17 protein-coding genes and 1 tRNA gene are annotated in these 20,092 nt (G+C 64.1%); 9 read left to right on the top strand and 9 right to left on the bottom strand.

Annotated elements, in window-relative coordinates:
- Positions 1-53: 53 nt before the first annotated feature.
- Positions 54-1,139, top strand: coding sequence for an MBL fold metallo-hydrolase (locus BN1188_RS08265; protein ID WP_084596182.1), 1,086 nt, complete (start codon positions 54-56; stop codon positions 1,137-1,139).
- On the opposite strand, the gene BN1188_RS08260 is transcribed toward BN1188_RS08265, so the two are convergent.
- The 3 genes from BN1188_RS08260 to BN1188_RS08250 form a co-directional block, all read right to left on the bottom strand.
- Positions 1,127-1,993 (bottom strand): formate/nitrite transporter family protein, encoded by an 867-nt coding sequence (locus tag BN1188_RS08260; protein ID WP_040260929.1) that lies wholly within the window; start codon positions 1,991-1,993, stop codon positions 1,127-1,129. The two genes, BN1188_RS08265 and BN1188_RS08260, sit on opposite strands and share 13 nt — an antisense overlap.
- A 22-nt stretch (positions 1,994-2,015) precedes the next feature.
- Complete coding sequence (locus BN1188_RS08255) at positions 2,016-2,984, bottom strand: alpha/beta hydrolase (protein ID WP_084596181.1); 969 nt, start codon at positions 2,982-2,984, stop codon at positions 2,016-2,018.
- A gap of 130 nt (positions 2,985-3,114) precedes the next feature.
- Positions 3,115-4,782 carry a methyl-accepting chemotaxis protein gene (locus BN1188_RS08250; RefSeq protein ID WP_088776198.1) on the bottom strand — a complete coding sequence of 556 codons (1,668 nt, stop codon included), beginning with the start codon at positions 4,780-4,782 and terminating at the stop codon, positions 3,115-3,117.
- 140 nt (positions 4,783-4,922) lie between these two features.
- Here BN1188_RS08250 and BN1188_RS08245 point away from each other — a divergent pair.
- Positions 4,923-4,999, top strand: a tRNA-Val gene (locus BN1188_RS08245).
- A gap of 138 nt (positions 5,000-5,137) precedes the next feature.
- On the opposite strand, the gene BN1188_RS08240 is transcribed toward BN1188_RS08245, so the two are convergent.
- Positions 5,138-5,725 (bottom strand): DcrB/PsbP domain-containing protein, encoded by a 588-nt coding sequence (locus BN1188_RS08240; protein ID WP_040260927.1) that lies wholly within the window; start codon positions 5,723-5,725, stop codon positions 5,138-5,140.
- 252 nt (positions 5,726-5,977) lie between these two features.
- On the opposite strand from BN1188_RS08240, the gene BN1188_RS08235 reads away from it, so the two are divergent.
- On the top strand, positions 5,978-6,529 hold the full coding sequence (locus BN1188_RS08235) for an ATP-dependent Clp protease proteolytic subunit (RefSeq protein WP_040260926.1): 552 nt from the start codon (positions 5,978-5,980) through the stop codon (positions 6,527-6,529).
- Here BN1188_RS08235 and BN1188_RS08230 read toward each other — a convergent pair.
- Genes BN1188_RS08230 through BN1188_RS08220 form a run of 3 tightly spaced genes read right to left on the bottom strand, consistent with a single transcriptional unit; the run spans position 6,526 to position 9,346 of the window.
- Positions 6,526-7,035: a GNAT family N-acetyltransferase gene (locus tag BN1188_RS08230; RefSeq protein WP_040260925.1), complete on the bottom strand. Its 510-nt coding sequence runs from the start codon at positions 7,033-7,035 to the stop codon at positions 6,526-6,528. The two genes, BN1188_RS08235 and BN1188_RS08230, sit on opposite strands and share 4 nt — an antisense overlap.
- 14 nt (positions 7,036-7,049) lie before the next feature.
- Positions 7,050-7,892 carry a helix-turn-helix transcriptional regulator gene (locus BN1188_RS08225; RefSeq protein WP_040260924.1) on the bottom strand — a complete coding sequence of 281 codons (843 nt, stop codon included), beginning with the start codon at positions 7,890-7,892 and terminating at the stop codon, positions 7,050-7,052.
- A 35-nt stretch (positions 7,893-7,927) separates the two neighbouring features.
- Positions 7,928-9,346, bottom strand: a complete 1,419-nt coding sequence (locus tag BN1188_RS08220) for an aminotransferase (RefSeq protein WP_040260923.1) — start codon at positions 9,344-9,346, stop codon at positions 7,928-7,930.
- 341 nt (positions 9,347-9,687) lie between these two features.
- Here BN1188_RS08220 and BN1188_RS08215 point away from each other — a divergent pair, with 341 nt between their 5' ends.
- A complete protein-coding gene (locus tag BN1188_RS08215; protein WP_187375319.1) occupies positions 9,688-12,192 on the top strand; it encodes a PAS domain-containing protein in 2,505 nt (834 codons plus the stop codon).
- 88 nt (positions 12,193-12,280) lie between these two features.
- Positions 12,281-12,892: a trimeric intracellular cation channel family protein gene (locus BN1188_RS08210; RefSeq protein ID WP_040260921.1), complete on the top strand. Its 612-nt coding sequence runs from the start codon at positions 12,281-12,283 to the stop codon at positions 12,890-12,892.
- A 25-nt stretch (positions 12,893-12,917) separates the two neighbouring features.
- On the opposite strand, the gene BN1188_RS08205 is transcribed toward BN1188_RS08210, so the two are convergent.
- Complete coding sequence (locus tag BN1188_RS08205) at positions 12,918-13,310, bottom strand: NUDIX domain-containing protein (protein ID WP_040261426.1); 393 nt, start codon at positions 13,308-13,310, stop codon at positions 12,918-12,920.
- Between the two features lie 127 nt (positions 13,311-13,437).
- Positions 13,438-14,514, bottom strand: a complete 1,077-nt coding sequence (gene galE, locus BN1188_RS08200) for a UDP-glucose 4-epimerase GalE (RefSeq protein ID WP_040260920.1) — start codon at positions 14,512-14,514, stop codon at positions 13,438-13,440.
- A 269-nt stretch (positions 14,515-14,783) separates the two neighbouring features.
- Between galE and BN1188_RS08195 the strand changes: the two genes are divergently transcribed.
- From BN1188_RS08195 to BN1188_RS08180, 4 genes are read left to right on the top strand one after another with little or no spacing between them, the layout of a single operon-like run.
- Complete coding sequence (locus BN1188_RS08195) at positions 14,784-15,959, top strand: glycosyltransferase family 1 protein (protein ID WP_040260919.1); 1,176 nt, start codon at positions 14,784-14,786, stop codon at positions 15,957-15,959.
- Positions 15,947-17,170, top strand: a complete 1,224-nt coding sequence (gene glf / locus BN1188_RS08190; protein WP_084596180.1) for a UDP-galactopyranose mutase — start codon at positions 15,947-15,949, stop codon at positions 17,168-17,170. The genes BN1188_RS08195 and glf overlap by 13 nt, the downstream gene beginning before the upstream one ends.
- Entirely contained in the window at positions 17,157-18,311 is a 1,155-nt protein-coding gene (locus tag BN1188_RS08185) for a glycoside hydrolase family 1 protein (RefSeq protein ID WP_040260918.1), read from the top strand. The genes glf and BN1188_RS08185 overlap by 14 nt, the downstream gene beginning before the upstream one ends.
- The gene (locus BN1188_RS08180; RefSeq protein ID WP_040260917.1) at positions 18,308-20,065 is read left to right on the top strand and encodes an ABC transporter ATP-binding protein; all 1,758 of its coding nucleotides are present in this window, start codon (positions 18,308-18,310) and stop codon (positions 20,063-20,065) included. Before BN1188_RS08185 ends, BN1188_RS08180 begins: the two co-directional genes overlap by 4 nt.
- Positions 20,066-20,092 lie beyond the last annotated feature (27 nt).

Below are 20,092 nucleotides of genomic sequence, written 5' to 3'. Positions count from 1 at the left end.
CCCTTGCCACACGCGCTGGAGGTCAAGTGAAACTAAATGTTGCGATGGGAGTGATGTTACTGATGGCTTCGCCTGTCTTGCACGCTGACCAGCAGCCCACGGACCTGCCTCATTCTCGCCAGGAGGATGGGCGTTACCAGAACCTCACCGCGCTTCCCAAGGACGGGGTATGGAAGAAGCTGCGCATCGGTTTCAAGTACCTTTTGTTGCGCAAGCCTCCCCAGACGCGCCCCGGCGCGCCCTTGCCTGTTCAGCAGCTCTCTACCCAGGCGCTACTTGAAGCGCCTGACAACAGCCTGTGGCGGCTGGGGCATTCCACCGTGCTGATCAAGACGGCTGGCCGTTTCTTCCTTACCGACCCGGTATTCTCCGAGCGCGCCTCCCCGGTGCAATGGGCGGGGCCACGACGCTTCCATGCGCCTCCCATAGCCCTGGCCGACCTGCCGCCCTTGGCGGCGGTGGTGCTATCGCATGATCACTACGATCACCTGGACCATGACAGTGTCATGGCCCTGGCGGCACGTACCGAGCTGTTCCTGGCGCCGCTGGGGGTGGGGGATATCCTGGTGAAGTGGGGCATCGCTCCAGACAAGGTTCGCCAGCTGGACTGGTGGCAGGAAACCGAAGCCGCGGGGGCGCGCTTCGCCGCCACGCCCACGCAGCATTTTTCCGGGCGAGGGCTGTTCGACAGCAACCATACGCTATGGGCCTCCTGGGTGATGATCACGCCCGGCTGGCGACTGTTCTTCAGCGGAGACTCCGGTTACTTCGACGGCTTCAAGCGCATCGGTGAACGCTACGGCCCGTTCGACCTGGCCATGGTGGAGACCGGCGCCTACAACCTGGCCTGGCCCAACGTGCACATGCAGCCCGAGCAGAGCCTCAAGGCCGCCCAGGACGTTGGCGCCCGCTGGATGCTGCCGATCCACAATGGCACCTTCGACCTGTCCATCCACGCCTGGCAGGAGCCGTTCGAACGCATCACCCGGCTGGCCCAGGCAGCGGGCATGCCTCTGGCCACGCCTCGCCTGGGAGAGCGCCTGGACCTGCTGTCGCCCAAGCCTGGCGACCAGTGGTGGCGTGAGCTGGCCGACGGGCAGTCGGCAACCGGCGAGAGCGAGGTAGCCTACCGGCCCTGATCAGGGCCGGGGTGGGTAGAGGCGTCGCTGCGAATCTGCGCGTGGCTGATCAGCGCGAAGATGCAGCTGCCGCCGATGATATTGCCCGCCAGGGTCGGGCCGGCGAAGCCCAGCCAGAAGTCATGCCAGGACAACTCGCCTGCCCAGACCAGGTAAGAAGTTTCCGCCGCGCCTACCACGATATGGGTGAAATCCCCCAGGGCCATCAGGTAGGTGACCATGATGATCATCCAGATCCGGGCATTGTCCAGGCCGGCGATCATCCAGACCAGGGTCGCGATCATCCAGCCCGAGACGATCCCCTTGGAGAACATTTGGGTGGTGCTGTTTTCCATCACCTTGCGGCCGATCTCCAGGAAGGCGGCGTCAGTGGGTGCGTTGAAAATAGGCAGGCGCAGCATTACCCAGGACACCAGCAGGGTGCCGACCAGGTTACCGCCCAGCACCACACCCCATAGCCGCAGCAGGCGACCGAAGTTCGCCAGGGTAGGGTGTGTCATCACCGGTAATACTGCCGTAATGGTGTTTTCGGTGAACAGCTGCTGACGGGCCAGGATCACCGCGAGGAACCCTGCGGAGTAGCCGAAGCTGGCGATCACGTGGCTGGCCTCTCCTTGGGGCAGGCGCGCGTTGAGCAGCCCCATGGCCATCAGTGACAGGCCCATGGTCAGGCCGGCGGCCAGGGCTGACCAGAACAGCGCCGCCACGCTGCGCTCCAGTTCATGGTCGCCCTGGCTGCGGATGATCTCGTGCAGCACCGCCGGCCGGGGCGGCGCCTTTTCATCCACCTCCTGACGTTCATCGCTGGACAGGCCAGGGGTTTCTTGGTGATGGGAGTGATTGGGCTCGGTCATGGTGTTCGCTCCGGAAGATGAGCTACTGACTACGGGCCGCTGCGTTAGGTTCTGTATGAAAATTTACAATCTGAGGCTTACCGGGTCGCGTTGGCAGGGCGCCAGCTCGGCCATCGATTCCGAACAGCTTCTGCAACGCCTGCGCATATTGCTGGCTGCCCAGGGTCATGGCGTTGAGGTGAGTGGCGCCAGGCACCAGCAATAGCCGCTTGGGCTCGGCGGCGGCGGCATACAGCTGACGACTGAAGCGGTCTGGCACGTATTTGTCCGCGGTGCCGTGCACAATCAGGACTGGCACCTTGATCTTGCCGATCTTGTCGATGGAAGCGAACTTCTCGGACAGCACCCAGCGCAGCGGCAGCGAGGTATCCATCACCGCCTGGGCAGCGTCCGCCATGTCAGTGAAGGTGGACTCGACGATCAGCCCCGCCGCCGCTGGCACTTCACCCTCGGCGGCGCGCTTGGCCAACTCCACGGCAATGGCACCGCCCAGGGAGTGACCATAGATGAAGCGCTGGCTGGGTTCGGGCTGCAGGTCCGCCAGGCGAGCCCAGCCGGCCTGGGCGTCCTCGTACACGCTGCGCTCGGAAGGAAGCGCGCCAGGGCTTTGCCCAAAGCCCCGATAATCGATAGCCAGCACGGAAAAGCCCAGCGCTCGCAGTTGGGTGATTCGCCGGACCTGAGCGGTGAGGTTCCAGCGAGTACCGTGTAGGTAGAGCGCGGCTGGCGCACCTTTGCGAGCCGCTGGCCACCACCAGGCATGCACGTACTGACGCGGACTCGCCGGGTTCGCCGCCAGCGGGATGTCCATCTCCGCGACACCGGCCGGCAGCCCGCCGAACCAGCTCGCCGGGCCCGGCTCGATGTTGAAGATCAGCTCCCGTTCCTTATAGGCCAGGCGAGAGCAGCCATAAGGCAGCGCCACCCCCAGCAGGAGGAAGACGGCCGCCAGGAAGAGCCAGCGGCGATGAGGTAGATGGGGCAGTGGCATGGGTGGGCCTGGGTTGCGCGTCGGCAGCGCGTACAGAGGCTAGGACAGCCGAGCATTGCCTGGGTTGCAGCCTCGTCCGGGTTGCCACCCGCTGGCCTGAGGCATCAGCGCCGGCCTGCAACCCACTACCTCAAAGCGCAAACCGCCCCATCATGCGCTTCAGTTCGCCAGCCAGGTCTTCCAGGGATTCGCTGGCGGCGCGGGTATTGGAGGCGCCGCTGGCGGTTTGCAGGGAGAGGTCACGGATGCGCACCAGGGTACTGTCGACGCTGCGCGAGGCTTGCGCCTGCTCGGCGGCGGCGCGGGCGATGACCTGGTTGCGGCTGTCGATCCCGGCGACCGACTCGTAGATGGTGCCAAGGGTGTTGCGGGCGGTTTGAGCTCGTACGCGGGTACGCCCGGCCTGAGTGGCGCTTTCGCTGAGGGCGCTCACGGCCAGGTCGGTGCCGCTGCGGATTTCGCTCATCATCTGCTCGATTTCGCGCGTGGAAGCGCCAGTGCGATGTGCCAAGCCACGGACTTCATCGGCCACGACCGCGAACCCTCTGCCCACTTCACCCGCGCGCGCCGCTTCGATGGCGGCGTTGAGGGCCAGCAGGTTGGTTTGTTCTGCAACGTTACGGATCACGTCCAGTACCTTGTGGATGTTCTGGGTCTGGCTGGCCAGCTGTCGCGCCTGGCTGGCGGCGCTTTCCACCTGGCTGGCCAGTTGGTCGATATCACCCATGGCGGCGTCCAGTTGGGCTTGTCCATCGTGGGCGGCGCTGGCCGAATCCCGCGACGCGTCGGAAGTGGAGAGCGCGTTGGCGGCCACGGCTTCTACCGCGCTGCTCATCTGACTCACCGCGGTGGCGGCCTGCTCGATTTCGTTGTATTGAACGCGCAGGTCCTCGGCACTGCCTTGCATCACGCTACCCATGTCATGAGCCGCGGCATTGAGGCGGTCCACGCTGGCGCCCAGTTGGCTGAGCAGGCCGTGCAACTGGTCGCGCATATGACCCAGCATGGTCAGCAATTGCGCGCTTTCGTCCTTGCCTTCGCTTTGTACAGACTCGCGCAGGTCGCCATTGGCCACGGCCCGGGCAACCTGCACGGCCTGGCGCAGGGGCGTGGTGATGCTGATGGTCAGGCGCCATGCAAGCACCAGCATCACCAGCAGGGCCGCGCCTATGGCGGCGGGGACAATCAATTGCGTTTGCCGCGCGGCGGCGGCCGCCTGTTGCACGGCTTCGGCGGAGCGCTGCTTGTTCAACTCGCGTAGCAGCTGCACTTGCATGTCCATCAGGCCACCTTGAAGCCCCAGGGCGTCGCTGGCCTTTTGCACCCCTTCGGCCGGGCGCTGCTGGTCGATCAGGGCCACGGCCTCCTTGAGCGAGGCCAGGAAAGGATCGTAGGCGGCGCGCAGTAGCTGTACGGATTCCTGTTCGGTGCCAGGCTGCAGGCTGGCCAGGTAGGCGTCGAAACCCGGTTGCAGGCTGCTGGCCAGCTGTTCGATGGCGATGCGACGGTTGACCATCTCGCCAGGGTCATTGGCGGAGCTCATCAACAAGGCGGCCTCGGTACGCAGCTTGCCCAGGTCCAGGGCAATGGCATCGGCTTGAGCGATGCTGCTCAAGGGGCCGCGCTCGATCACTTCCGCCTGGTGGCGAACCGCGTGTATCTCTACCAAGGAAAACGCCCCGACGCCCGCCAGAAGTAGCGCGCACAGGCTGAAACCCGCGAATAGACGCAGGCCGATGCTGAGCCTGCGCAATATCAAGGGAAAGCGGAAAGACCGGAAACGACGAAGGATCGACACGAGAAACAGCCTGCGCAAGGAAAAGACAGGCGGGTTGTAGCAGAGCAAGATGATGGCTTTATGACAGCCTCGCAGGTAGCAGGTTTACAGCAATAGATATTGACAGGCGTTCGAATGTGCGTAGAATGCCGCGCCACAGCAGGCACATAGCTCAGTTGGTTAGAGCACCACCTTGACATGGTGGGGGTCGTTGGTTCGAGTCCAATTGTGCCTACCAAACCAAGCCCCGGACATCCGGGCACAGAAAAGGCGATCCGCAAGGGTCGCCTTTTTTCGTTCCTGGCGGGGTGTTGCGCCGGCGTCAGCTGGCCAATGGTCTCGAAGCCTCCATTCGCCAGCCTCCCAGGGCCTACGCCTACTTGCCGAGAATACGTTGCACCATGGCGTCGTGACCGCTGCGGTCGGCTTCGCGGGAGATGACCTGTACCACCGCCATTCGCTTGCCTTCGGCGACGATGAAATAAGTGGTCAGGGTTTTGCCGCCACCGATGCTGGCGGTAGCGTCCAGACGCTGGGCGGGCAGGCCGTTGAGAATCACCTGAGCTTCTCCCGTCTTGTGAAAGTCTGGCAATGCCTGCGCCTGTTGCGTAACGAACCCTTCGCTGATACCCGCCAGGAACACCTCGTCGGCACCCGCCGCGCCGGCATCGTTCTGTAGCGGGAGTTGGGTTGCGACCACGATGCGCTTCTGGCTGTCATTCATATAAAGCGTGCCCTCGGCGTCAGCAGTGCCCTTGGCGGCGTCGCCATGAGGCAGGGGCGCGGCCTGGTAGCCTGCGGGCAAAATGAAGTGAAGCTTGCCGCCCAACAGTGAAACGGCTGTGCCGGTGCTCAGCGTGCTGGCGGCCGCGGCGGGACGAGCGGCCTGGGCCTGGCCCAGAGGCAGGGCGGCGCAGAGTACGGCCAGGCAGAGCGCGGGCGCGAACAGACGGGGCAGGGGCATCGGGACTCCAGCGATGGCTTCGAGAAAGAAACCGGATTCTCTCACATAAGAAGCACCGTGGTTGTCCAGCCAGGGACAGCTTCCTTGGTCAAGGTAGATCAATGCGCTTTTAGTCAATACACAAGCATTTAGCGCCATCCGTCCCCCTGCTCAGGGTGCTCCTGAACTGGCCCAATGCAGTCCTGTTCAACATTCCTGTAACAGGGCGCTAGCTCGGTTTGCTTTACCTTGCCGCTGGGAGAGCCGTTAGTCATGACAACACATATCGTCCACTTCACCTCGTCTATCAACTCCACTTCAACCGGCGAGCTGATTGAAAAGTGTTCCCAGGCCGTGCACAAAGGCGCCTCGGAAATCATCATCAAGATCGCCACCATGGGCGGCGAGTGCAGCTACGGTTTCTCTCTCTACAACTTCCTGATCGCCCTGCCCATCCCCGTGCATACCCACAACCTGGGCACGGTGGAATCCATGGGCAACATCATTTTCCTGGCTGGTGACCGCCGTACCGCCTGCAAGCACAGCAAGTTCCTGTTCCACCCCTTCCATTGGAACCTCCACGGGTCGGTGGACCACGCGCGCATGTCCGAGTACGCCATGAGTCTGGACTACGACCTGGAACTGTACTCGCGCATCGTCGACGAGCGCACCTATGGCGCCGCCGTGCCTCTGGATGTCTCTCGCTGCCTGATCGCTTCGCCGCGTATTCTCAACGCCGAAGAGGCACTGGCCGCCTCGGTGATCCATGCCGTGGATGAAGTGCCGATGCCCGCTGATGCGGTGTGCTACAGCGTGCACGGTTAGCTGCCCCGGTCGACCAGGCGCAGCTGCATATGGGTGGTTTGCCAGACGGGGTCCGGATCGACCTGAAGCAACTCGAAGCCTTGTCGTTGCCAGAAGTCGATAGCGCCTGCCAGGAAGGGATGGGTATGCAGGTACAGCACCTGCTGGCCGTTGGCCTTGGCGTGTTCCAGCAGGGCCAGCCAGAGTGAGCGGGCCACGCCCCCACGCCTGTGCCCGGGCGCGACGAACAGGCGGACCACTTCCACAGTCCGCAAACCTGGATAAGCAATGTTGGCGAAGCGCCCATCGTAGGGAAGATATCCGATGGTGCCGACGAGCTTGCCGTCCTGGCGCGCCAGCAACAGACAACTTGAGTTCTGTTGGTAAACGCTTTGTAGCTGTGCAAGGTCCGTGGGCAGGGGGCTGCCTTCCAGCTTGGGGAACATCATCCCGCGCGCGCCCATTAGAAAGGGCAGAACGTCAACCAGATCAGTGTATTGCAGCGGGGCGATGTGCAGAGGGGGCATGGGGCCTCGGTTGGTCAGGCGGGGCTGCCTTGGGTCAGCCAGTCGATGAACAGAGCGAACAGCTCGGCCTGTGAGCTGATCGCCAGCTTGGTGTAGAGGTTCTTGCGGTGCATGCGCACCGTCTCCGGAGAAATGCTCAGCGCCTTGGCGGTGGATTTCACCGAGTGGCCACGCAGGATCAACTGGCTGATTTCCCGCTCGCGCTCGGTCAGGGCGTCGCTACCGAAACGCTCGAATGCCCGAGTCAGGTCCTGATGAAGCGGTGAGGAAAACGGGCTCTTCATCCTCAGGGCGCCGAAGCCGGCCAGGCCACCCTGGCGGGAGAACTGGCGAAACAGCTCCAGCACCAACGGCGCCACCGCCCGGAACAGCGCTTGCTGGGCGGGGCTGACGCTTCCCTGGCTAAGACCCTGGAACAGGCACAGCGATACCTTTGTGCTGGCGTCGATGTCGATGATGAAGTAGCAGTCATCGGTGACGCCGCACTTGAGGTAGTAGGTCTTGTAGTACTCGCTGCTGAAGAAATCGTCCGGGGCGATTTCGGAAAGATGGTAGAAGCCTTCGCTCAGGCCACTCTCCACCGCAAGGCAGAACGGGTCCAGCAGGTAGCCCGCGGTGAAGTAGCGATTGACGATCTCGTCGCGAAACGGCGCTAGCAAGCCTTGGGCGTGAATCAGTTCCGGCGCCTGGCTTTTGCGTTCCAGGCACACCACCAGGGTTTCCGCGCCAAGGGCTACCAAGGCATCGCACAGACGAGGAACGAAGGTTTCATCCCCCACGGCCGCCAATGCACGGGCCAATCGGGCGTGCCACTGGCAAAGCATGGGCGTGGGGGGCAAGACGGGCTCGGGTATCATGGCCGTCAGTCTAACCGGACCGGCATGTAAAGTCCTCAGGCGCCGGTATAGTGGCCACTGGCGGTAAGTGCCGTGGCGGCGTCCAGGATAGCCTCGCGCAGGGTCGTCACCACCTCGTCCACTTGGGCCCTGGTGATTACCAGGGGTGGAGACATGATGTTCAAGTGCGCGATGGGGCGAACGAGCAAGCCCTTGGCCTGGGCGCGGCTGTGGATCTGCTCGGCGATGTTCACTTCGTCGGGGAACAGGGCCTTGCTGCGTTTATCGGCCACGAATTCAATACAGGCCATCAACCGCTTGCAGCGGACTTCCCCGACCAGGGGCAGCTCGGCCAGGGTCGCCAGCCGGGCTTCAAGGTAGCGGCCTACATCCTCCACGTGGGCCAGCAAGCCTTCGCGTTCGATGATCTCGATGTTCTTGAGGGCCGCCACGCAACTGACCGGATGCCCGCTGTAGGTAAAGCCGTGGGCGAAGCAGCGACCCTGCCCAGGCTCGCTGATCAGGTTCCAGATGCGCGAAGAAAAGATGCAGGCACCCAGCGGCAAGTAGCCGGAGGTCAGCCCCTTGGCGGTGGTGATGATGTCTGGCTGGACATCGAACACGTCGGCAGAGGCGAAGAAGTGGCCGAGACGACCGAAGGAGGTGACCACTTCATCGGCCACATAAAGAATGTCGTAGCGCTGGCACAGCTCCCACAGGCGACGATGGTAGCCAGCTGGCGGAATGATCACCCCGCCGGAGCCCATGATGGGTTCGGCGAAAAAGGCGGCGACCCGTTCCGGCCCCAGTTCGAGCACCTTGGCCTCGAACTCGCTGACCAGATGCTCGAGAAAATCCGCTTCGGTCATCCCCGCCGGCGCCCTGTAGTAGCCGGGGCAGGAGAGATGATGGAACAGGTCGTTCTGGAAATCAAACTCCGGTGCGCGGTCACCGGCCTTGTTACCGATGTTCATCGTCAGGGTGGTAGAGCCATGGTACGAGTTGATGCGTGAGAGGATGTGCTTCTTTTCCGGTTTGCCGCGGGCGTTCTGGTAGAACTGCACCAGCCGGTAGGCCGTGTCCACGGCGGTGGAGCCGCCTGTGGTAAGGAATACATGGTTGAGGTCGCCTGGCGCCAGGCTGGCCAGTTTTTCGCACAGCTCGATGGCTGGCACGTTGGCCATGTCCGCGAAGGGGTTGGCATAGGCCAGGGCGCGTACCTGGGCAGCGATGGCATCGGCCATTTCCTCGCGGCCTAAACCGATGTTGGTGCACCACATGCCGCCCACCGCGTCCAGGTAGCGGTTGCCCAGGGTGTCGTAGATATAGGCGCCCTGGCCAGCGGCAATGTTCAGGGAGCCCTGTTCGCGGTGCTCGTCGAACATATGAAAGCCGTGAAGGTAATGGGCCTTGTCGGCGGCCACCAGTTTGGCCTGGTCGAAGGTATCGAAGAACGTGGGGGCGAGGGTGGTCATGGCAGCCTTCCTGGTGCGAAATGGAAACGTCGGCGCGCACTGTCGCCCGACGATGCCACTCAGACCATTCCCCGAATGGGTAGGTAGGCCAGCGCGCCGATAGCCCAACGTAAAAAAGAAGCGATGCCGTTCGTAAGCAGCGTACGGCATGGGCTTGTACAAAGCCGGTACTGGCGCCATGCTGGCGCGCCTTCGGGTGCAAGCCAGCCTTCCGAACCACCTCCCTGTCGTTTAGAGATTTCGACCATGCCGAGCCTTCGATATCCACTGCTATGCCGAGGTGGCCGTTGAGCGTGCCAAGCATTGAAGCGCTGCAAGCTGAGAACACCCGGCTGCGCGGCATGCTCACCTCCGCCGGGCTGGACCCCGATGCGCCGACCTGCCCGCCAGCGCCCCTCGATCGAGGCATGGGTGGGCAGCCCTGGCGCGCGCTGACCGCCCATCCTTTCAGTGAAGCCGTGCGCGCCAGCAGTGATGTGGTATGGAACTGGGACATCCTCAGTGGCCATGTGCTGCGCAGCCAGGCCCTGGAGATCAGCTATGGCTACGCCCCCGCCGAGATCGACAGCACGGCGGCCTGGTGGCTGGCGCACATTCACCCGGCCGACCGCGACCGCGTCTGGGCCTCGGTAGAAGCAGCGGTGAAGGGCGCGGAGCGGGCCTGGGTGCAGGAATACCGTTTTCGTCGAGCTGACGGCTCTTACGCCGAAGTGCTCGATCGAGGCCATTTGTCTCGTGACGCAACGGGTAGGCCGGTACAGATGATCGGCGCCATGCTGGACCTGACCCGCATCCGCATTGCCGAGACGGCCCTGCGCCAGAGCGAGGAGCGTTTCAGGACCATCCTGGAAACCGTCGACGCCGCTTTCGCCATCGTTCAGGTGATCTTCGACGAGCAGGACGAACCCATCGACTACCGTTTCCTGGAGGCGAATCCGGCGTTCGAGCGCCAGGCCGGGGTCGACCTGCGCGGCAAGCGAGTCAAGGAATTCGCGCCGGAACTGGAGCGCTTCTGGTTCGAAACCTATGGCCACGTAGCCAAGACCGGCGAGCCGGCCACTTTCGAGAATTACGCCAATACCTTCGAACGCTGGTTCGACGTGCGTGCCGTACGCGTGGGCAACCCGGCGCAGCGGCAGATCGCCATTCTGTTCAGTGATGTCACGGAGCGACGCGCGGCACAGGAGCGACTGCGTGTCAGCGAAGCCCTGGCGCGGGAAAACGTGGAGCGAGTACAGCTGGCCCTGGCCGCCGGGGCAATCATCGGCACCTGGCATTGGGACCTGCCCACGGATCGCTTTTCCGTGGATGAGGCCTTCGCCCGCGCGTTCGGGCTCGACCCGGCCCTCGGCCTGAAGGGGCTGAGCCTGAGCCAGGTGACCGCCACTGTTCATCCGGATGATCGCGCCTCGCTGAGCGCGGCGATCAACCAGGTGATCGCCCAAGGCGGTGCCTACGCGCACCAGTACCGGGTACGCCGCGCCGACGGCAACTATTACTGGCTCGAAGCCAACGGCCGGGTGGATCGGGGTGAAGATGGCACCCCGTTGAGCTTCCCCGGCGTGTTGATCGACGTGCAGGAGCGACGGGCGATCGAAGCCGAGCGTGACCGTGCCCTGGCCGCCTTGCGGGCGCTCAATGAAACCCTCGAGCAACGAGTCGCGGAACGCAGCACTGAACTGATGCATGCTGAAGAGAAGCTGCGCCAGTCCCAGAAAATGGAAGCCGTGGGCCAGCTCACCGGCGGCCTGGCCCACGACTTCAATAACCTGCTGGCCGGGATCTCCGGTGCCCTGGAGTTGCTTGGGTCGCGGATCGCTCAAGGTCGCGCGGCCGAGGCCGGCAGGTACATCGAGGCGGCTCAGGGCGCTACCCGTCGCGCCGCGGCCTTGACCCACCGCCTGCTGGCCTTTTCCCGGCGGCAGACGTTGGATCCGCGCCCCACCGACGTCCGCGCGCTGATCGAGGGCATGATCGATTTGGTGCAGCGCACCGTGGGCCCCGGTATTGTGGTTCAAGCCAGCGGAGCGCCGGATCTGTGGCCGGCCCTGGTGGATGCCAGTCAGCTGGAAAACGCACTGCTGAACCTGTGCCTGAATGCGCGGGATGCCATGCCCGACGGTGGGCGCATCGTCATCGAAACCGCCAATGTCTGCCTCGATACCCAGACGGCTCGGGGGCTCGATACCCCCGAAGGGCAATACCTTAGCCTATGTGTGACCGACAATGGGGCCGGCATGACACCGGGGGTAATGGCCAAGGCGTTCGACCCTTTCTTCACCACCAAGCCCATCGGCCAGGGCACCGGGCTGGGCCTGTCGATGATCTACGGCTTCGCCCGGCAGTCCGGGGGGCAGGTGCGCATCTATTCCAACCTGGGCGAAGGCACGCGCGTGCAGATCCACTTGCCGCGCTACCAGGGCCAGACGGGCCCTACCTTGACCAGGGTCGAGCCTGTCCCGCGAGTGGGCGACCAGCCCGGGCACAGCATTCTGATCGTGGACGACGAACCCACGGTCCGTCTGTTGCTGGCAGACCTGCTGGGCGAACTGGGCTACAGCCTGCTGGAAGCCGCGGACAGCGCGGCCGGCCTGTCGCTGTTGCGCTCTTCGGCGCGGATTGACCTGCTGATCACCGACGTCGGCCTGCCCGGTGGCATGAACGGTCGCCAGATGGCCGACGCCGGACGGGAACTGCGGCCAGGGCTCAGAACGCTGTTCATCACCGGCTATGCGGAAAATGCCGCCATGGCAGGCGCGAGCCTGGGAGCAGGCATGGCGGTACTGACCAAACCGTTCACGGTGGAGCAGTTGACCACCAGGGTGCGGGAGCTGCTGGCCAGCTAGCCCAGGCACGGTTGGCGCGGCATCGGCGATTTGCGTACCCTTGGTGCCCCGTCGCCCTGCGGGCGCCCGTCCGTCGTTGGAAGCCTCCATGCTGCTTGCTCTCTATCTCGTTGCGATCACCGCCGAAGCCATGACTGGCGCCCTGTCCGCAGGGCGCCGGGGCATGGACTGGTTCGGCGTGGTGTTCGTGGCCTGCGCCACAGCCTTGGGTGGAGGGTCCGTCCGGGATATGCTACTGGGCCATTACCCCCTGGCCTGGGTGAAGCATCCGGAATACCTGATGCTGACTACGTCGGCTGCCATCCTTACCATCTTCATCGCCCCTCTGATGCGGCGGCTGCGCCAGCTATTTCTGGTACTCGATGCGCTGGGGCTGATGGCGTTCACCCTGATCGGCTGCATGACGGCGCGGGAGATGGGCCTGGGCTGGCTGGTGGTAGCGGTGAGTGGGGTGATCACCGGAGTATTCGGCGGCATCCTGCGGGACATCTTCTGCAATGACATCCCCTTGGTGTTCCGCCGCGAAATCTATGCCAGCGCCTCGTTGGCAGCGGCCCTGTGCTTTCTGCTATGCCTGGAGCTGGGGATGCCGGTGGAGCAGGCCACCTTGCTGACGCTGTCCGCCGGGCTGCTACTGCGGCTGCTGGCGATCAGGTACCACTGGAGCATGCCCAAGTTCGTCTACCAGGAGCGACAGTAGCTTCAGGGCCCAACACGCGGACGCGTCAGGCTTGTGATTGAAGTAGCGCGAGGATAGGGCGACGGACCTCCCGCTCGCTGATCTCCTCCGGGCGGAACCACTGGCAGGCCTCGATTTCATTGCAGGGGCGCGGGACGGCCTGTTCCTTGAACTCGGCCTCGAACACGTAATGAATGACCCCCATTTCGTAGTGATGAGTGACGAAGCGCAGGTTGGCCAAGGCCAGGCCGGTTTCCTCGGCCATTTCCCGCAGCGCCGCCTGCAGGGGCGTTTCATGGGCTTCTACCCGCCCGCCAGGCAGGTTCCACTTGGCGTTGCGCTTGCGTACGAACAACACTTCGCCGTTCTGGCGATACACCACGGTAGCGCGGTGCTTGACGCCTTTGGGTTTGCGCTCAGGAGGGGTAGGTACGTTCATGACATGCAGGACCTTGACGACAGTGAGCCAGCGCGCGCTGTGCCGAAGCTGGCGCCTACCTTCCTTATCGGCGGCGCCGCGCATTGCATGAGAGCGGCTCGTCGGGAGCCCGCAGTTCCCTACGGACCTAGCGCAGGGGCAAAGCGCTGGCGCGCTCGTCGGCTACCTTGGCGGCCGTGCCGCTGCCAGGCATTTTGCTGTACCCGGTGGGGTTGGCCCGTTGCCAATGCCAGGCGTCGCGCAACATGGTATCCAGGTCGCGCCGGGCCACCCAGCCTAGCTCTTCCCTGGCCCGGGTTGCGTCGGCCCAGCACTTGGCTACATCGCCAGGACGGCGTTCGCGCATGTCCAGCGGCACGCTGATGCCGCTTATGCGTTCGAAGGCGTGCACCAGTTCCAGTACCGAATAGCCCAGGCCGGTGCCCAGGTTCCAGGCGCGAATGCCGCTGCTGCGACGCAGGTAGGCGAGGGTATCCAGATGACCGGCAACCAGGTCCAGCACATGGATGTAGTCCCGTACGCCGGTCCCGTCCGGGGTGGGATAGTCGTTGCCGAACACCGGAAGCGCTGGCAATTGCCCTCCAGCCACCCGCAGCAGGTAGGGCAACAGATTGCTGGGGACGGCTTTGGGTGATTCGCCCAACAGGCCCGACGGGTGCGCGCCAACCGGATTGAAGTAGCGCAGCACGCCGATGCTCCAACGGTCGTCCGCCTGGGCCAGGCTGGCCAGTACCTGTTCGGTCATCAGCTTGGACTGGCCATAGGGGTTGGTCGGGTGACCGCAGGCGGTCTGCTCATCGATGGGCATTCGCTGGCAATCCCCATAGACCGTCGCCGAAGAGCTGAACACCAGGGTGAACACGCCGGCATAGGCCATCGCCTGGCACAGGTTGATGCTGCCGCCGACGTTGGTATCGTAATAGCGCAACGGTTGTCGCACGCTTTCACCCACGGCCTTCAGACCCGCGAAGTGCATCACTGCATCGACAGGAAAGCGCTTGAACAGGTCATCGAGCACCGACCGGTTGCGGACATCGCCTACCACCAAAGCTGGCTTGCGCCGGCTGATGCGCCTTACCCGTCTGAGCGCTTCAGGACTGCTATTGGCGAAGTTGTCCAGCACTACCACCTCTTCACCCGCTTCCAGCAGCGCAAGTACTGCGTGCGCCCCGAGATACCCCGCTCCACCTGTTACCAGAATCATCGGCCGTCCCTTTCCCAAGCGTTCGTGATCGGTGGCCGGGCGTGCCAATGAGCACACGCACAGCTTGCGTATTGAATTACGGAAGCGAGACAGGGCAAGACAGTTCAACCTAAAACGCGAGCGGTCGTGTCGTTCGTCGCTTCGCATGACGGCGGTGCTGAACGACGAAGGGGAGCAGGGCATCCATACCTGTGCTTACGTCGGCTCGAGATCCTTCGGGAACGTAGTGGAGTCGCCCTACCTGCTGACAACACAAGGAAGCTCTGGTCATGAACGTCCCGTCCCAGCAACCTTTAGCCGCGGTCGCCGAAACACGCGCCCCTGGTCTGGCTCCGAACCCCACCGCGCGACCGCTGCTGGTCTGCCTTTCCCATCTACGTTGGGGATTCGTGTATCAACGGCCCCAGCACCTGATGTCGCGCATGGCCCGTCGCTTCGACGTGCTGTTCTTCGAAGAGCCCATACCCGTCGACACCGATACGCCGTACCTGGAGGTCTATCCACAGGGCAACGGTGTGACCGTAGTCACGCCTCGGGTACCGCATGGGCTGGACTTTGCCGCCACCGAGGCCGCGCTGCGCGAGGTGCTCGATGGCTACCTGCGGGACAACCCTCACCCTGAGTTGCTGCTGTGGTATTTCACCCCCATGAGCCTGGGTTTCAGCGACCATCTGCGGCCCAAGGTCACCATCTACGACTGCATGGACGAGTTGTCTGCGTTCAAGGGCGCGCCGCCCGAGTTGCTGGAGCGCGAAAAGCAACTGCTGGCCCGCGCAGGCGTGGTCTTCACCGGGGGCGTGAGCATCTGGGAAGCCAAGCGCAGCCAGCATGCCAATGCCCACGCCATGCCTAGCAGCGTGGACATCGCACACTTCGGCGCGGCCCGTGAGGGTCTGGCCGAGCCGGCGGACCAGGCTGGCATTGCCCGCCCGCGCCTGGGCTTTTTCGGGGTCATCGACGAACGCTTCGATGTGCCTCTGGTGGAAGCCGTGGCACGTCAGCGCCCCGACTGGCAGATCGTGCTGGTGGGGCCGGTGGTGAAGATCGACCCCGCCAGCCTGCCGCGCTTGCCCAATATCCACTACCTGGGTGGCAAGGGGTATGACGAGCTGCCGGCCTACCTGGCTGGCTGGGACGTGGCGCTGATGCCCTTCGCGCGGAACGAGGCCACCCGTTTCATCAGCCCCACTAAGACCCCCGAATACCTGGCCGGCGGTTGCCCGGTGGTGTCCACCCCCATCACCGATGTGGTGCGTACCTACGGTGAGAGTGCCGTGGTGCATATCGCCGAAACGCCAGAACAGTTCATCGCGGCCGTGGAGCGCGCCCTGGTCCAGGGTCAGGATCGCGCCGAACTGCTACGCCACGCCGACCAAGCCCTGCGGGGCATGTCCTGGGACAACACCTGGAATGCCATGATGGAGCAGATCCAATGCCTGCGATAAGCCTGGAACAAGCGCTTGAGCGTGCCAACACGCCGGCCATTCATGGGGGCGCCCATGGTGAGCCGCAAGGCACCCCTTTCTACGACTACCTGATCGTGGGAGCGGGCTTCGCCGGTAGCGTACTGGCCGAGCGGTTGGCCGCCGGGCTGGGCAAGCGTGTGCTGTTGGTCGACCGCCGCGCGCATATCGGTGGCAACGCCTACGATCATCTGGACGAGAGCGGCGTGCTGGTGCATCGCTATGGCCCCCACATCTTCCATACCAACGCCCAACGCATCGTCGACTACCTCTCTCGCTTCACCGAGTGGCGGCCTTATGAGCACCGGGTGCTGGCCGAGGTGCGCGGCCAGCAAGTGCCGGTGCCCATCAACCTCACTACCCTGAACACGCTCTACGGCCTGGAGCTGGACGAAGCCGGCGCCCAGGCCTTCCTGGCCGAGCGCGCCGAGCCGGTGGACCCTGTCCGCACTTCCGAAGATGTGGTGGTCAGCCAGGTAGGCCGTGAGCTGTATGAGCTGTTCTTCCGCGGCTACACCCGCAAGCAATGGGGGCGGGACCCTTCCGAACTGGATCGCTCCGTGACGGCGCGGGTGCCTACCCGCACCAACACGGACGACCGCTATTTCGGGGATACCTTCCAGATCATGCCGAAGAACGGCTACAGCGCGATGTTCGAACGCATGCTCGACCATCCCAATATCGACATCCTGCTGGGCACCGACTTCGCCGTGGTCGACCAGCGCCTGCCCCGTGGGCACCTGGTGTACTGCGGGCCGGTGGATGAGTATTTCGGCTTCAAGCTGGGCAAGCTGCCTTACCGTTCCCTGCGCTTCGAGCACCGCAGCCTGCCCCAGGCTCGGTTCCAGGCTGTGTCGGTGGTCAACTACCCCAGCGAGGAAGTGCCCTATACGCGGATCACCGAGTATAAGCACCTTACCGGCCAGGAACATCCTCATACCAGCATCACCTACGAATACCCCAGCGCTGAAGGGGACCCTTACTACCCCGTGCCTGCCGCCGAGAACGCCGAGCTGTATCAGCGCTATAAGGCGCTGGCTGATCGCACCCCGGGGGTGACCTTCCTCGGCAGGCTGGGCACCTACAAGTACTACAACATGGACCAGGTCGTAGGGCAGGCATTGGCGCTGTACCAGCGCATCGAAGAAGCGGAGCAGGGCGGTTCGGCGGAGGCCCCCTATGCACAGGCCTGAGCTGCTGGCCAGCTTCGTCATGGGCGGGTTCGAGTGCTCCAGTTGCCGCCGCGCCGATGGGCGCAGGCTCGACCTGCTGGCCAGTACCGGCCATGCCCGGCACGCTGAGGCGGACTACCTGGCTCTGCGGACGGAAGGCATCGCCACGGTGCGTGACGGCCTGCGCTGGCACCTGATCGAACAGCGCCCCGGCCTGTACGACTGGAGCAGTTTCGACCTGTTGCTCGACGCGGCCGAGCGTACGGGCACCCAGGTGATCTGGGACATCTGCCACTACGGCTACCCTGATGACCTGGACATCTGGCAGCCGGCCTTCGTCGAACGCTTCGCCCGTTTTGCCGGCGCGGCTGCCCAGCATGTGCGCGAGCGTAGCGATAGCGTGCCGTTCTACTGCCCGATCAACGAAATCTCTTTCTGGGCCTGGGCCGGGGGCGACGTCTCGTACTTCAACCCCAGCCGCGAGCGGCGCGGCATGGAGCTCAAGCATCAGCTCGTGCGCGCCAGCATCGCGGCCATCGAAGCGATTCGCGCCGTGGACCCTCGGGCGCGCTTTGTTCAGGCCGACCCGCTGATCAACGTGGTGCCTGCGCCTGATCGACCGCAGGATGGCGAGGGTGCGGAAAACTATCGCCAGGCGCAGTTCGAGGCCTGGGATCTACTCAGCGGTCGCGCATGGCCAGGCCTGGGCGGGCGCGAAGAGTACTTGGATATCCTCGGGCTGAATTTCTACCCGCATAACCAGTGGTACCTGGGTGGAGCACAGATCCCGCGCGGACACCCGGACTACCGACCCTTTCTGGCAATGCTCAAGGAAGCGCACTTGCGCTATGGTCGGCCCATGATCATCACCGAAACCGGGGCCGAAGGCGACGGCCGTGAACCCTGGCTGGACTACATGGGCGAGCAGGTGGACCAGGCCTTGGCCGCCGGGGTGCCGCTGGAGGGGCTGTGTCTTTATCCGGTACTAGATTACCCCGGCTGGGACGACGACCGCCATTGCCACACCGGTTTGCTGGGCTTCCCTGACGCCCAGGGCTGCCGCCCGGTCCATGCCGGCACGCGGCAAGCCCTGAAACGGTTGGCCGAACGTATCGGGGACCGCCTGCCAGCCGGGCTGCACGGTCAGCGGGTATCGGCATGAAATCGGCGGGTGGCAGTACAACGCCCCCGCCCACCGCCGCCGGCTTCCTCTGGTCTTATGTGCGAAGACGCCCTGGCGCCTATGCCGGAGTAGCCAGCTTTATCATCGGCGGGGCCAGCTGCGCGGTGGCTGTGCAATACGGCATGAAGCTGCTGGTGGACAGCATGAACGACAATCACCGTGGCGATGCTGGTGTGTGGCTGCCGTTCTTCCTGTTCATTGCCTTGATCGCCGTGGAAAACGTGTTCTGGCGCCTGGGCGGCTGGCTGGGTTGCCGCACGGTGGTAGCCAGTTGCGCGGACATGCGGGTGGACCTGTTCAGCCACCTGACCGGCCACCCCATGCGCTATTTCACGGAGCACTATGCTGGCGCCCTCGGAGCACGGATCTCGGCCACAGGCTCGGCCGCCGGTGCCGTGTACGGCGCGCTGATCTGGAAGATCACGCCACCGTGCGTGGACTTCATCGGCGCGGTGGTGGTGCTGGCCACGGTGCGCCTGGAAATGGCCGCGGCGCTGGTGGTTTCGGTGGCAATGGTGGCAGCCATCATCACTTTCTTCGGTATCCGCGGGCGTAGCAAGCACCAGCACTTCGCGGCCCAGGCCGCCGTGGTTGGCGGCGAACTGGTGGATCTGGTCAACAATGTCTGGACCATCAAGGCATTTTCCGCCAGGGAGCGTGAGCGACGCCGGCTGGATGAAAAAATTCAGGCCGAAGCCCAGGCCCAGCGGCGCAGCTGGCTGTACCTGGAAAAAGCCAGGGTGTTGCATGACCTTTGCCTGGCGCTGATGGCCGGCGGCATGCTCGCATGGGCCATCGCCTTGTGGACCCAGGGTGGCGTAACTGCGGGCGATGTGGTCATGGTCAGCGCGCTGACTTTCCGTATTCTGCACGGCTCTCGCGACCTGGCCCTGGCATTGGTCGACACCAGCCAGCACATGGGGGCCATCGGTGAAACCCTGCAGATCATCGCTCAGCCTCACGCCTTGCCTGACCATGACGCGGACTGGCCTGTGCAACAGGGTGCCATCGAGGTGTCCCAGGTCACCTACACCTATCAGGGCGGAGGGACGGTGCTGCGCCAGTTGGATCTACGCATCGAGCCTGGCCAGCGGGTAGGTATCGTCGGCCCCTCCGGAGCGGGCAAATCCACCTTGATCGGATTGCTGCAGCGGCTCGATGACGTAACCGAGGGCGCGATCCGCATTGACGGCCGAGACGTGCGCGAAATCAGCCAGGACAGCCTGCGCCGGCAGATCGCCGTGGTACCCCAGGAACCGGCGCTGTTCAATCGCACCATATACGAAAACATTCTTTACGGCCGTCCCGAGGCCACCCGCGAGGAAGTGATCGCCGCCGCGCGCAGCGCCTATTGCCATGATTTCATCGAACAGCTGCCCAAGGGCTATGACACTCAGGTAGGGGAACGGGGCGTGATGTTGTCTGGGGGGCAGCGCCAGCGCCTGGGCATCGCTCGGGCATTCTTGAAGAACGCCCGCATCCTGATTCTCGACGAAGCCACCGCCGCCCTGGATTCGCGCTCCGAAGCGGTGATCCAGGCCGCGTTGAACGACCTGATGCAAGGCCGGACCGTGCTCGCGGTCGCCCACCGCTTGGCCACCATCGCCAGTTTCGACCGTGTGCTGGTGATGCAGGACGGCAGCGTGGTCGAAGACGGCCCCCCGGATGAGCTACGCAGCGCTGGCGGCCTCTATGAAAGCCTGTGGCGCGCACAGGCGATGCCTCAGCTGTAGGCAGGGCGCATTCGTCGCCGTGGGGCC

The organism is Pseudomonas massiliensis (assembly GCF_000826105.1).
Taxonomy (GTDB): Bacteria; Pseudomonadota; Gammaproteobacteria; order Pseudomonadales; family Pseudomonadaceae; genus Aquipseudomonas; species Aquipseudomonas massiliensis.
The sequence above is the reverse complement of the archived record's forward strand: the minus strand, read 5'-3'. Positions and strand labels throughout refer to the sequence as shown.